The organism is Mucilaginibacter polytrichastri, assembly GCF_001911425.1.
GTDB lineage: Bacteria > Bacteroidota > Bacteroidia > Sphingobacteriales > Sphingobacteriaceae > Mucilaginibacter > Mucilaginibacter polytrichastri.
In genome coordinates, this window is sequence record NZ_MPPL01000001.1 from 1,753,172 (window position 1) to 1,767,080 (window position 13,909).

The following is a 13,909-nucleotide window of genomic DNA, read 5'->3' on the forward strand; positions in this document are numbered from 1 at the left end:
GATAAGCATAGCCAGTAACTCCGCGTCCGACAAAGCCGCGCGCCCCAGCTCCAGTAATTTTTCACGCGGACGGTCGGCAACATCCCAGCTTTTGATACCGGCTGCCCGTTCTTGCGAACCCGCAGGCTTATCCCGCTGCCCGACCTCGTGCGCCGCATTGGAGAATAAAGAGGAAAGGGCTTCGATCAGGAACTCAAAATGATCCTCGAAGATCATAATGCAAGCCCTTTTATAGGTATTATCCGGCTGTTTCTCGGTACAAACCAGGTTAATGAAGTTCTTATTGTTAACAGCCTTGCGGAAATCAAAGAAGTAATTCCGGTGCTTCGTAAAGAATTTCTCGGTAGCGATGATATTATCTTTCATGGTCATTCGGATTAATGCCCCAAACCTCCAACGCCTAAACGGTTTACCCGGTAATAAAACAAATTACCCGATGTTACCGTTTATCCTCCAATAAAACAGCTACTTACCAAACAGTCGATCTGATGCGACCATCCGTCACTGAAAAAGAAAACACCTGTGAACACTGCAATAAGCCCTTATTTGGCCGTACAGATAAACGCTTTTGTAATGATACCTGCCGCAATACCTTTAACCGTATCAAAGGGGAAAAAGAAAAGTTGCAGGCAAATGAGAACATCCCGGAGGTATTCCGCATCATTAAAAAGAATTATGAGATACTCCAACAATTTAGTCCGGACGGAATACCCAGTGGGGAAAGGAAAATGGTACTGATCACCGAATTAATTCAACTTGGGTTTAACCCGAAATTTCACACGAGTATCTGGCAAGATGGTGATGCGATTTGGAAGTTTTGTTTTGAAAAAGGTTGGGGTTTCGGAGAGCCCGATGCTTATCTGATTGAGCGGACGGAACAAGCTGATTTGACAGTTGACTAAAATAATGGTTGCCCATTTGTTTCTTGATGGGGCTTTAATTCAGCGATGTGATCTTGAAAATCTTTATCCTCTAAATCATACATCATTAAATTCGCTAATTCTTGTCCCAATGAACTGACCTCGTAACCCAAAGTAGGGTCTGTAAGTCCTGAATTCATCAAACCGCTGGCGCGAGCCATTTTTGAGGGCTCTGTACCTAACTTTAACTTCATTAGTCCAAATGCAGCTAAAGCGGATTCATTTGCTGAATTAATATTATAGGGTTGGTCACCATCCCAATCCTTACCAAAATATGAGTAACGGTAATGCAGAGCCAAAAGATCGTATAACAATGCACGTTCTACAATTCCTGATAACCGAAGAAAGTAATCCTTGCCAATTATCCCCATGACCATAAGCCGGAATAAATTACCTATAATCTCCGCTTTTTTAGTCTCGTCCAGCCGCTCGATTAACAGTAAAACCTTTTCGGCGATGGATTCCTTGTATTCGTCATTATCCGATAATTTATTCAGGAAAGCCTCTCGATCTTCTTTAGGAATCTCTGCTGACTGGTTAATGAACACTAATATTTTTTTAATGGTATGCTGTTCTTTCAAAGAATTACCGATTTTGAAAAGTCCTACCACAGTACCCACCAAAGGTATATCTTTAAGTACACCACCCTTAAGAATACTATCCAAAGCCACTTCAGAATATTCTTTGACTAAGCTTAACGCTTCATCTGAAGCGATTGTCGCTTTGAACGAATCATTGATGTTATTTTTCACAGTCAGTATTTTAAGCTTTTTGAGATTGTGCATCCTAAGTTAGTAAAACTGCTTAGCAAAATTTAAAGGGCTTTTGTAAGTATTAAAGTGATCTCTGAACTATTTTCAATGTATTTCGATACAATTGCACGAATATTGAATAAAATATTACACTATTTGATAAAATAATTACGATTGTATTGTTTTTAATTTACTTAATCGTATATTTGTTCACCCACTAACGAAACTTATGTATACTGAAATATTAAAAATTATTGAAGGCGGTTTGGCTAAGGACTTTAAAAAGGTCTTTAATTACTCTAAACTATTGGCTGAAAAGCTAGCTAAAGACGGTGATGAAAAAATGGCTAAGATGGTACTGAAAGCGATTGAGAACGGACCTGCAACTACCGTTACAATGGATGAACTAATGACAACTCCCGTAGATCATGAAAGTCGCTTGAGTATTGTTGATGTGTCGCCGCCATCCAAAGAATTGTCGCCAATAATTTTACCAAAGTTGGTAGAAGGAAAAATAGATGATTTTATTAATATCGTGAAGCATCAAAGTCAGTTGATTAAAAGTGGCATAGAAACTACAAATACGCTGTTACTTTATGGAAAGCCAGGCTATGGTAAAACTACTGTTGCTAAGTACATTTCCGAAAAAACAGGTTTGCCCTTAGTTGTTGCACGTTTTGACGCTATTGTTTCTTCTTTACTTGGCAATACCGCAAAAAACATCCGTAAAATTTTTGATTTCGCCGACAATAAACCATGTATTCTTTTTTTAGATGAATTTGATGCCATTGCCAAAGCAAGGGACGATCAGTATGAATTGGGAGAATTGAAACGGGTGATTAATAGCTTGTTGCAAAATATTGATTCATTTGCAAGCCATAATATTTTAATAGCCGCCACTAACCACCCTGAACTTTTAGACAAAGCTGTTTGGAGACGCTTCAACACTGTTATTGAAATTGGAGCCCCCCAGGATTTAGAGATTGTCGAATTGATTAAAGTTTTTACTACAGGTTTTAAAGCCGACTTTTTAGAAGATGAGAGGCGATTTGATAAATTAGTCAAACTTCTAAACGGTAAATCGCCATCTGATATTAAGGGTATCATCAATAATGCAAAAGCTCAGGTTATAATTAACGGCAGAGAATTTTTAGCATATGAGGATGTGCTCGTGGAGCTTTTCGAATTTTCAAATCATGGCGAATTGACCATTGAGAAATTAATTGAGTTTTTAAATGATAATGGTATTCCGCAGGCCGCCATCGCTGAAAGAATGAAAATATCCCTTAGACAAGTGCGCAATTTTTTAAATAAAAACATATAAACATGGCTGATAAGAACCTTCCAATAAAATTCTTTCAAAAGAGACAGAAAGATGCCTTTGATAACGAAGCTGCAGGTGGCAATGAATTGCCAGTTTGGGCCAGCAAGGCTATTGCGGTTCGTAAGTCAGTTTATGTGAAAGGAGTGTTATCTAATATTTCCGAAACGTTAAGTCGTAAACGTAAGGTTAACAGTTACATCCCGTCCGTGGTTAGGCTTAAAATGAACCAGGACGCTTTGGCTAAAAGCTACAGAAAGGACATTGGTAATCTTTTCAATGTTAATGAAGTGAATGTGATCGGCGTAAATGGTGTCGATGAATTGCTGATAAAAATTAATGATGAAAACATCCTGCGATCTATTGTAAAGAACCTGGATCGTATCAATACAGCATTCCCTTCGAACTCTACTATTGTCGGTATTTCCGCTATTTCTGATATTGAAGCCTTTGTGCCTGAAGTGAATATTGTTAAAGATGAAGGTACGGAAGTATATAAAATCAAGCTGTTTAATTACGGCAATATGGAACTTAATGGCATATTATTCAGAACCTTCGAAAAATACTGTCAGGATAATGGTCTTCAATGTACTCGCACCTCATATTCAGCAGAATTGAATATTTATAGTGTTGCCGGTGTTACTGCCGATGCCCTTAATGAACTGAAAAATTTCGACGGAATTCAAACGATTTCTGAAATGCCTGTCTATGACTTAGATATGGAGTTGGTTTCAGAAGCCCATGAAATCGTGATCAGGTTGCCAAAAAAGGATGTCGAATATCCTGTTGTAGGTGTGCTGGATACCGGAATCGCGAAAATCCCTCACCTCGCGCCTTGGTTGCATACTGATAGCCTGACCTACTACGTAGAGGAAGATACCAATAAAGGACACGGCACGTTTGTCGCTGGCGTAATGATTTATGGTGATGAATTAGAAGGTGTACCATACACAGGTTTTGACGGGTGTAAGCTGTTCGAAGCGATTGTAATGCCCGACCTGAAAAAACAAAAATTATACGAAAGCGAACTAATTGAGCAGATCCGAGATTCTATCAGCCGGAATAATCACATTAAGATTTGGAACCTATCTTTAGGTACCGACCTTGATGCCGATCCTAACGAGTTTTCTGATTTTGCTAAAGCGCTGGACGAGATACAGGACGAGCATGATGTTTTGATTTGTAAGTCGGCGGGTAACTGCGATAATTTCCAAATTAATGCACCAAAAAGACGTATATCAAAGTCTGCCGACACTGTTCGTGCTTTGGTCGTAGGGTCGCTTACACACGATAAAAATGGCACCGATCATGCTGAGAAATTCAACCCGTCTCCATTCAGTCGTATTGGGCCAGGCCCCGCAAACCTGATTAAACCTGATTTGGTGCATATGGGTGGAAATGCTGGTACTGATATAAGGAATCGCATCGTCAAAAATCCTGTAAAATCATTCGGTATTGACGGCAATATCGCCAAGCAGGTTGGCACGAGTTTTTCTACACCAAGAATTTCTGCGATCGCCGCCGGATTAAATTCAATATTAAATGAAAAATTCAATTCGATATTAATCAAGGCTTTAATGATTCATTCAGCTAAATATCCTATTGAAATGAAAATGGGTATTGCTGATAAAATAAACGCTGTTGGTTTCGGCATGCCCTCCAATATAAGCGATATCCTTTTCAACGACCCGAATGAGATCACATTAATCCTACAGGACACCATTGAAAAAGGCAATTACGTTGATATTTTGGACTTTCCTTTTCCAAAAAGCATGGTCGATGATGACGGTTTTTTTTATGGAGAAATAACGGTAACGTTAGTTACTTCGCCTATTCTGGAGGTTTCACAGGGCGCTGAATACTGTCAGACTAATATCAATGTAATGTTAGGCACATATGATGAAAAAGTAGAAAAGGACACATCGCTACCCCGGATTAAAAACCCGATAGGCGCAGAAGGTCGTCAGAATCTCTTAAGTACTAACGTCTATAGTAAAAACGCTGGCAAGAATATGGATAATCCATTTGCTTCCGAAAGAATGCTTATCTCTTATGGGGATAAATTTCAGCCGGTCAAAAAATGGTGCGTTAAACTCGATGAGTTTACAAATACTAATAAGGATAAATTTTTAAAGGCCCCTAAAAATTGGTACTTAAAAGTTAAAGGTCTGTTCCGGGAATATACAGAATCAAAAGCCGAGGCGCAAAAGATCACGCCCAGTGTAGGATTTTGTTTAGTTATCACTATCCGGGACACAACAAAAAAAGGCAACATATATAACGAGGTTACACAGCTGTTAGACAATTACAGCTTTGTACACAGCAACGTGAAAGTGCGGGAAGAAGTTAGGTTAAGACTTAATAACGGATAATTATGGGTGAAGAAATTGATATTGTTGAAATAAATGATTTCGTAGTCTCGAAAAGGCCGGGTATCAAAGAGCCGGATAAAATGAGGTTGTGGGTACGCTCAGGTGGCAGGTGTGCGATATGTAATAAGTACCTGCTTGATTTGGAATATGATGTTTCAATTGGAGAAATGGCGCATATAGTTGGCTGGAGCAAAGCAAAAAAATCCCCACGTGGGGATGCTGAACTTGCTCTTGACGAGCGTAATATCGTGGATAATCTGGTATTGCTTTGTGCTGATCATCATAAGATTGTCGATACCAAAGCCTTATTAGAAGAATTCACTGTGGAGAGGCTGATAAAACACAAAATTGAGCACGAACAAAGAATTTATCATGTAACCAACCTTAAAATAGACGCTGAAAGTGTTGTTTTAAGAATGTTGGGTGGAATCAGAGGGGCTGCCGTTGAAGTATCTAAAGAACACGCGCGTCATGTAGTTTTTAACGGGGAGCAGAAATATGCTATGTTCCTGAATAGCTTTGACAGACAAGGAATTGAAATTGACCTAAATGCCTTACCAGACCCCGAAGACGCCTGGGATGCTTATTGGACAATGGGGAAAGGTATCGTAGATAAAAGTTTACTACCACTGACTGCGGGGGTAAGCCAAGGGCAAGTAAGGCATTTGTCTATTTTCGCAATGAGCCGCATTCCGTTACTGGTTTACTTAGGCTACCAGCTAGATGATAAAATTCCCACCAGTATCTATCAAAAACATCGCGGGGAAGAAGAAACTTGGTTGTGGTCGGAGCAGGCGGCCATTGAAAATTTTGAGGTTAGGAAGTTAAAGGAAAATACATCCTGTAAGGTTGCTATTGTGCTTTCCTTAAGCGGAACAATTGATTTGGCTAATCTGCCGGCAGAAGTATTAAAGACATGCACTGTTTATGAAATGCGTCCGGTAAACACTGTTCCAAATCGGAATATTTTAAGAAATAAGCTTTCTTATGAAAATTTTACAAAAACTTATCATGAATTTTTAAGCCATTTAGAAGCAGATCACAAGGGATGTCAAACAATAAATTTATTTCCGGCTATCCCGGTTTCCGCAGCTATATCCTGTGGCCGTGGTGTGATGCGGGACGTGCATCCGGAGATCATAGTATACGACTTTACCGGGGGGATTTATAAACCAACAATTACGATTAACAGCCATGAAACTAACAAACTATTTTAAAAACTTTCTTGATAATTCGGTGAATTTGAACGCCACCAGGATAACTCTTTTGGATGAACGCACCGAAACGATAACTACTGTATTAAAAAACAGTGAGTTATTAAAAGATAATTTCCTGGATGTTATACCCCAAGGATCTTACGCCCATAAAACAATCATCAAACCATTGCGGGCTACGGACGAATTTGATGCAGATATTTTGCTGTATCTTGAAGAGTTTGCAGATTGGGAGGCTTGCGATTATGTCGAGAATGTTTATCAACTATTTAGAAACAACAGCATCTACCGTGATAAAGTAAGCCGTAAAACCCGTTGTGTAACTATTGATTATGCAAATGATTTTCATATTGATGTGGTGCCTTTCTTGGAGCGGCATGGCAATAAATATGTAACTAATCGCCATAAAGACAATTTCGAACTGACTGATCCGGAAAAATATACCGAGTGGTTAGATGAACGAAACAGAATTACCAAACACCATTTTGTAAAGGTCATCCGGTTGGTTAAATATCTAAGGGACTATAAACGCACATTTTCCATCAAATCTATTTTGCTTAATACTTTGTTGGGAGAACAGGTAAATGATGCGGCTTTACTAGAAAATGAGGATTGTTATAACGATATACCAACCACGCTGTATACTGTCATGAAAAAACTCAAGAAATACGTAGATGACAATTATTATATGCCAACCATATTAGATCCCGGTGATACTGGAGAAAATTTTGGAGATCGTTGGGATCAGGCAGGCTGGGCTACTTTCCGTACCAAAATGATCTATTATAGTGATAAGATTACAGAAGCCTACGAAGAAACGGATTTACAAAAAAGTTTAGAGAAATGGCAGTTCATTTTTGGGGAAGACTTTAAAAAGCCTGAAGCAAAAGCCGAAAATCAGTTACAAATTGCTAATCGCGGTTTGGTTGTTTATAATAACACGGAACAACAAATTACCGATCTGGGTTTTCCTGTACGCATTAATCCTTTTTATAAAGTTCGATTATTGGGACGGGTAACCAAAAAGCAAGGCTTTAGAGAATATGACCTGAGTACGAATGGGAATAAGGTAGGCCGCAGCCGGAATATCGCATTTTCCATCCGACAATGTGATGTGCCGCAACCTTATCAGGTTTATTGGAAAACATTAAACCGTGGAGAAGAAGCTATTAAAATTAATTGCGTACGTGGTCAGATCAGCGAAGGCTTAGCCACACATAATGAACCAACAAGCTTCAGAGGCAACCACTTTGTAGAATGTTACATCGTGAAAAATGGAGTTTGTGTTGCTAAAGACAGGCAATCGGTTATTATTATTTAATTTAAATAATGTAAGATGCAATTAATAGAAACGATTATTAATGAACTAACAGACGTAAACCTGTCACTGACCTCACCACTTTTAAAAACAAAAGTATTAGCCAGTAGAATTGGGAATAAAGAACTTACCGCCTGGGTCAATCTGGAGCTTAATGGATATCAAAATAAAGAAGACCTGCCGGATTACCGCAAGGCAACTGGAAATCTTATTGGGGATTATCTAAATGGCACCATGCGCGTATCCAATCATGTTTTGCCAATTCCTACATTCGAAACCAGTTTCGATGACGAGTTGAGATCCTTTGAATTGTTTGATGGTATAGACCCATTGGAAAAAATGAGCGCTACTGCCACGGAAAGTTTGGTAAAACAGTATAATCAAGGTCAGGTAAATATTATACAAAACTTACTAATGACTTATGCCAACGTCGCAGGTAACTTTCAATTATTCAGCGTAGGGATAGCTGTACCGGCCGGCATTCTGAAGACAACACTAAATGCAGTACGAAATAAGTTGCTTGACTTTATGATCGCGTTAGAAACCGAATTTGGCCTTGAAGTAAAAATTGAAACCCTACAATCGAATCATAATAAAATTACAACAATCATGAATACGACAATTAATACCAACGGCGACGGTAACCTGATCAACACCGGTGCTCAGGCCAACGTGACCAATACAGTTACCATCAGTAAAGGAAATCAGGAAGTTTTAAAGAAAACGCTGACCGATAATCAAGTTAGCGAAACTGATGCCAATGAATTACTGCAAATTATTGACGCCGAACAGCCTATTTCTGACACGGATTTTGGGGCAAAAGTTAACAAGTGGATTTACACGATGATGGGTAAAGCGATGGACGGCAGCTGGAAAATCGGTATCGGGGCAGCCGGTGGCTTACTGGCAAAAGCAATCAGTCATTATTACGGATTAGGCGGGTAATCTTATTGATCCCGGAGTTAATTTTCTCAACTATGTTCTAAAGGCATGACCCTGATATCATTTACAACCAATTTTGGACGCCCGATCCTAATAGGTGATCTTTTAACAACATCTGACCAGCAGAGGCCGGCGTCTCAAATCCCGGCTTTTCTGGATAATATCGATAACGCAATGCCGGAGGGGCAACAAAGTTTCCCTCATGAACTGAAGCAAAAGATATATATTATCAAAGATAAGATCGCTTTAGGTCTGGCTGGAAATGTATACCAGGCAACCATGTATCTTAAAGATATTAAGAACTTTTTTAATTACTATACGCCAACGGAAGAAAACTTTAAAAAGTTCATGGATGATTACGACAAGGAGGAAATCAATGCCTGTTCCATCGTGGTTTTTATAGTAGAGGAAACTGATGATAAACTAAAACCAAGTATTCACCATTATGGCATTTGGGAAGAATACAATGACCCCTTAGTGGAATGCGGCCTGATCACCGGAACCGGCAAAAATGCTTTTTTTAAAAAATTAAGGCAATTAAATTCTGGGGTGAATAAAGACGATTCAAGCAGAACCATAAACCTCACACTGCTATCTTTATTTATGGCTGAGGAAAAATACACCATGGATTCCATTGTTGATTCCTGGGGCGCCGGTTTTGAAATCATAGAATATGCTAACGGAAAGTTCAAAAAAATGGATGATCTGACTTACATTATTTGCCAAAGTGAACTGGACAAAACGGGAAAAGCATTAATTAATAACCCGTTTTTGATCATGCATTATACTTACCACGGCGATGCTTTAACTATTAACACCTACTTAGAAGGTAAATTTCGGAGATATGGGGTTTTGCCTTTAGATATTAAGCGGGAAGAAATTGATAGCCTGGTTATCCCTGAATACAAAGGATTTCAATCTTCGCAAGTACTTTGCACTTTCGTAATCGAAAAAGAAGATGGGGATCTTTTTTTAGCTTCCGTATTGACCAATCCTAACGATGGTTACGATGCCATCAATGCTAAATTTGAACCGCCAGCCCCAGCGTATGTACAAGTTGGCATCACGGAATTTATATCTGAACAAGTGTTATCATGGTATAATCAAAGCTTACAGTCGTGAAGGGAAAGGGTTTAAGTATATCTCATCAGAATTTTTACCATGAAGAAAAAATCTATATCAAAGTCACCTGTTATTCAGGAGAAAGAGCTGTATAGCGCTTTTTTACAACGTTTTAAAACAGCTTGTGACTTGATGGTAGGTAAAGATTTTTTTGATACTATACCCAAAGAGCATCTACCGCAATTATTCAAGCAGCGGATGCCACCATTAAAATTGGAATTCCCTACGGGTATCTTCACCAAAGAACAAGAAACCAATTGGCAAACCCATTTCCGACTGCGGTTAACAGACCTCTCTTTTCAGACACTCACCGGCAAAACCATGCCCGTAGCTGATTATTTCCGTGACGGTATTTTACTGGCCACTTATACAGATACCCTCTTTAGAAGAAACAGCAACCTGTTCGTTCATGGAAAAGTTGCCGATACTTATGGTATCTGCTCGCCGATCTTTTTAAAAATGGGTGAAAAGATCATGCAATTTATTAACAGCCTTTGCATCATCTACGGCGACATTCAAGGTAAGGCCCTGCTGACAGATTACTCCTCAACGTCCATGTTGACCACCCACACCAACGCGGATAATAAGATCAAATTCAGTACAGGAAAGCCAAACCACGAACGGATCAGGATAGACGGACAATTGCGTGAAATAACAGCCTTAAGTTGGCCCGACATCTATGGCAAATTTAAACAGGTGAAGGTAATCCCCTCCAAATTAGGCTTCCCCGAAGAACTGTCAACGCCGGTACCTGTCTTTTTTCAGCAGCACGCCGCAGCGCGGCTAATTGAAAGACTTGCAATCCAAGGCGGCATACTATTATATATATTGGAAGGTTTGTTCCATGACCAGACAGATGATTTTTACCTGGTAGATGGCAAGCTGCTACCGCTAAGCGTACTCGGTAAAAGGCTCGGCTACCTCGTCGTCGACCTCGTGGACGGCAAACTGATTATCAGAACCTTTTTATTCCTCACCAATGATGGCACACCCGAAGGTCGTAAGCTGGCTGAACTAACAAAACTAAAAAAACTGGATAAACAATACCTCGGTATAGACACGCTCATGGGCTTCAGAAGTTTAAACATCACCGCTGACCCGCTATTGAACCGCCTGTTTACAGAAGCTGGTTGTGGCAGCCTGCTTGATCTACAAAGTATTGATATGCTTTTACAAACGGGTGTAAACCAACGACATACACACAACCTATTGCGTTATCTTCAAGATAGCCCCTTTATGAAAAGGAAGTGATACAGCGGTCTATCCCAATGATAAGTTAAAATCTGTTTTAATACTTTTAAATTGCACTAAAATCGAACGGCGAATATCATCCATCTCTTGCCCGGCGCTATCCGTAAAGAACCAGGTAGGGCAATCCGCTTGCCCGCAACCGCAGGATGTTATTTCCTTTTTCCGTATCAAATCAACCAAAGTATCTCGTAGTTTAACAACCAATTTATAAATAGCGGTAATACCAGCCTTGATATCTGTGCCGTTCAAATCATGTCGTGACGAGATCTTACGGATCACCATGCCATCCCTCAGCCGATGTACCCCGGTATTTAATACTTCAATCGTGTCCGTAATAGCTTTTTCGAAATGAGGTATATTGACCTCCTGGTGAAATGGCGTAGTAAATGCGGGCCTGTCAAAACATTGAATGATCTGATTTAATATTTCCTGGTCGTTGCTAATAATATCTTTTTTTTAGTCAGCTCGGGGAATATTTCACCGTCTACAAAACGCTTTAAAAGTTCAGGAGCATCTTTACGTAATCGTTCTTCCAGTTCCACGCCGCTCCAGATATGGGTTTCCAGGATACCATATTGCGCAGCGTAACTATTGATTGCCGTCCGCATATTATTGCTCACCTTTCCACCACAGACCACGGTAAATCGGTTTGGTATCACATTCGCTTTTACCAGTTTATCAATATCATCAGTTACTTTTTTCAAAACCAATGAACGGTAATTGGCGCATTGATAGCAAAAGGTGATACCCTGATATACACCCCATATATCTCGGCCATCATCATCGCCGGACTGGCCCAGCCATTCCATCTTATCCCAGTTTTTGAGGCGGGAAACATAGGCAAATACCAAGCGCTCAAATTCACCGCCACTACGATCCTCGAAATGGATTGGAAGAACCGTTTTTTCTATGGTTAGTGTGCTACCGTTACCGGAGCGTAAATAATTTTTAATGCTTTCTTCCGGTATCTGCCCACCAGAATTGTCCGGCTCCAAAGTGATCATGTCCGCCATTGCAAAGATGCCGTCTTTCGGTACAGTAGCGGCGATTTTGAAGTCTTTAAGTGCTTTTTGCTGCTTGATATCAGTGAATATGCGTTCGATCAACTGAACAACTTCGGTTGCATTACGGCAAAACTTTCTCACAGGTATCAGAATCAATCGCAGGTCATTCTCGGCCGGATCAGCATCGCCGGTATTAAAGATCGGCTTAAAGCGATGCGGGTTGCGATTGGTGATCAATATAGCAGGTAACAACTCCTGCGCATCTTCCCCGTTAATATCGTGCCATGACAATACCTCATCCTCAAAATGTACCCGGTTAGTACCCCGGATAACGACAGCCCGGTTATTTGCAGCAATGGCGGCCATTTGAACATAATTATCCATCAATGCATTGCCGATAGGCTCATCCCAGCCGTAATCCAATAAATAGAAATAGTAATCTTTTTTCGATCCGGCTGGCACATTTTCATCGGATGGTACGTTGTCAAGGGATTCTACATAAAGGCCCATAGTGTTTTTTTTCTTAGTAATAGGTTTATAAATCGACCGTTGAATTTTAAAGAATAATTTATGCAGCGCTCTATATTTCGCAATGTGTACTGCAATTACGTTGAAATTTAATGCCTTTAAATCACAATAGCTTTTTATGGCGTTATAAAGTGTTTTTAACCGGTTTTCCTCAGTCCAAATTTCTCCGATTTTCGTGGTAACGTGTCCTGCTGCATTTTGCTCCGGGTCGAAGTCCTGCATTTCAGCCCTGCGCTGAATTTGTTGCAAGTAGTCATTTAGATCCCTTAATATTTGGTTCTTGAAGTAAACAGAATCGCGATGATGCAATATTTTTTCATCGTAGTTTTTTGATTGCAAATAGTTTAACTGGAAATTCTGTTTAAGCTGATTAAAACAAATTTCATCTATTTGAGAGGACAGATCTAATTTACTTAGGACATCATAGGCGCTCATTTTATAACGGTTATATTTCCTGCCAAATATCTTCTAATGAAACCTCTACTGGTCGTTGGCCCTCATAGTAAACATTGACTACCCCTAAATATGCAGGGTCAATAATTTTATTAATTCCGCTTTCAATATCCTTGTATACCTCTTCACGAAAATCCAGATCAAGGCCCCAAAAAACGCGCGAAGTTAGAAACATCGTAAAAGGAAAAGCAGTCCTTAACACTTTCCAGTTATCATTAGGATGTACCTGCCTGAAAATTTCTTTTGCGGTATTCACCGGTGATACCCATATATGGCTTTTCCAGGTAGAATTATCCGGGAATTTCTGTTGTAATTCTTGTGTTTTATGCGCAAATAACAATGTTTGGGCATACGGCAAGTTGGCGTGGAGCCGTTCCAATTGCGCTAACTCTACAGATTCAAAATTTCCGGAGTTGAAATCCCGTTTTGCTTCTAAGCACACCACACCTCTGAGCGTTTCGCCGGAAGTAAATTGTACATTCACGATCAGTGCTATATCACCATAATTGGTTTCCTGCTTCCCTCTGTTTTTAAAACACTGCCAGTCTACAATCTTTGACCATCCGTTAAAATGAATAACCCTGTTGCTGAACAATTGCCGCAAAGCCTGCATCAGCTGAAAAGAAATATGGTTTTCATCCCAATCATAAGGATATGATCTACTGCATATTCCAGTGAATATTTCTTCAAGCGCTTGGACCGTCCTTTTCAT

The 13,909-nt window shown here is 39.8% G+C and carries 13 protein-coding genes; 8 read left to right on the plus strand and 5 right to left on the minus strand.

Annotated elements, in window-relative coordinates:
* Nucleotides 1-366: UPF0758 domain-containing protein (locus tag RG47T_RS26340; RefSeq protein ID WP_354524592.1), on the minus strand; the 366-nt coding region annotated here is incomplete at its 3' end.
* A 122-nt stretch (nt 367-488) separates the two neighbouring features.
* On the opposite strand from RG47T_RS26340, the gene RG47T_RS07550 reads away from it, so the two are divergent.
* Nucleotides 489-902, plus strand: a complete 414-nt coding sequence (locus tag RG47T_RS07550; RefSeq protein WP_074488850.1) for a hypothetical protein — start codon at nt 489-491, stop codon at nt 900-902.
* On the opposite strand, the gene RG47T_RS07555 is transcribed toward RG47T_RS07550, so the two are convergent.
* The gene (locus RG47T_RS07555) at nt 899-1,672 is read right to left on the minus strand and encodes a hypothetical protein (RefSeq protein ID WP_139235633.1); all 774 of its coding nucleotides are present in this window, start codon (nt 1,670-1,672) and stop codon (nt 899-901) included. The two genes, RG47T_RS07550 and RG47T_RS07555, sit on opposite strands and share 4 nt — an antisense overlap.
* A gap of 229 nt (nt 1,673-1,901) precedes the next feature.
* Here RG47T_RS07555 and RG47T_RS07560 point away from each other — a divergent pair, with 229 nt between their 5' ends.
* The 7 genes from RG47T_RS07560 to RG47T_RS07590 all read left to right on the plus strand — a co-directional run bounded on the left by RG47T_RS07560 (nt 1,902) and on the right by RG47T_RS07590 (nt 11,212).
* Nucleotides 1,902-2,996 carry an AAA family ATPase gene (locus RG47T_RS07560; RefSeq protein WP_074488852.1) on the plus strand — a complete coding sequence of 365 codons (1,095 nt, stop codon included), beginning with the start codon at nt 1,902-1,904 and terminating at the stop codon, nt 2,994-2,996.
* A gap of 2 nt (nt 2,997-2,998) precedes the next feature.
* Nucleotides 2,999-5,365 carry a S8 family peptidase gene (locus RG47T_RS07565; RefSeq protein WP_074488853.1) on the plus strand — a complete coding sequence of 789 codons (2,367 nt, stop codon included), beginning with the start codon at nt 2,999-3,001 and terminating at the stop codon, nt 5,363-5,365.
* 2 nt (nt 5,366-5,367) lie between these two features.
* Nucleotides 5,368-6,582, plus strand: coding sequence for an SAVED domain-containing protein (locus RG47T_RS07570; protein WP_074488854.1), 1,215 nt, complete (start codon nt 5,368-5,370; stop codon nt 6,580-6,582).
* A complete protein-coding gene (locus RG47T_RS07575; protein ID WP_074488855.1) occupies nt 6,560-7,900 on the plus strand; it encodes an SMODS domain-containing nucleotidyltransferase in 1,341 nt (446 codons plus the stop codon). Before RG47T_RS07570 ends, RG47T_RS07575 begins: the two co-directional genes overlap by 23 nt.
* Nucleotides 7,901-7,915: 15 nt before the next feature.
* Nucleotides 7,916-8,842 carry an AbiTii domain-containing protein gene (locus RG47T_RS07580; RefSeq protein ID WP_074488856.1) on the plus strand — a complete coding sequence of 309 codons (927 nt, stop codon included), beginning with the start codon at nt 7,916-7,918 and terminating at the stop codon, nt 8,840-8,842.
* Nucleotides 8,843-9,013: 171 nt separating this feature from the next.
* Nucleotides 9,014-9,961: a hypothetical protein gene (locus RG47T_RS07585; protein ID WP_139235632.1), complete on the plus strand. Its 948-nt coding sequence runs from the start codon at nt 9,014-9,016 to the stop codon at nt 9,959-9,961.
* Nucleotides 9,962-10,000: 39 nt separating this feature from the next.
* Nucleotides 10,001-11,212 carry a hypothetical protein gene (locus RG47T_RS07590; protein ID WP_074488858.1) on the plus strand — a complete coding sequence of 404 codons (1,212 nt, stop codon included), beginning with the start codon at nt 10,001-10,003 and terminating at the stop codon, nt 11,210-11,212.
* Between the two features lie 9 nt (nt 11,213-11,221).
* Here the strand turns inward: RG47T_RS07590 and RG47T_RS07595 are convergent, their stop codons facing one another.
* The 3 genes from RG47T_RS07595 to RG47T_RS07605 form a co-directional block, all read right to left on the minus strand.
* On the minus strand, nt 11,222-11,494 hold the full coding sequence (locus tag RG47T_RS07595) for a hypothetical protein (protein WP_074488859.1): 273 nt from the start codon (nt 11,492-11,494) through the stop codon (nt 11,222-11,224).
* A 137-nt stretch (nt 11,495-11,631) separates the two neighbouring features.
* A complete protein-coding gene (locus tag RG47T_RS26345; RefSeq protein ID WP_074488860.1) occupies nt 11,632-13,179 on the minus strand; it encodes a hypothetical protein in 1,548 nt (515 codons plus the stop codon).
* Between the two features lie 10 nt (nt 13,180-13,189).
* Nucleotides 13,190-13,909 carry a hypothetical protein gene (locus tag RG47T_RS07605; RefSeq protein ID WP_074488861.1) on the minus strand — a complete coding sequence of 240 codons (720 nt, stop codon included), beginning with the start codon at nt 13,907-13,909 and terminating at the stop codon, nt 13,190-13,192.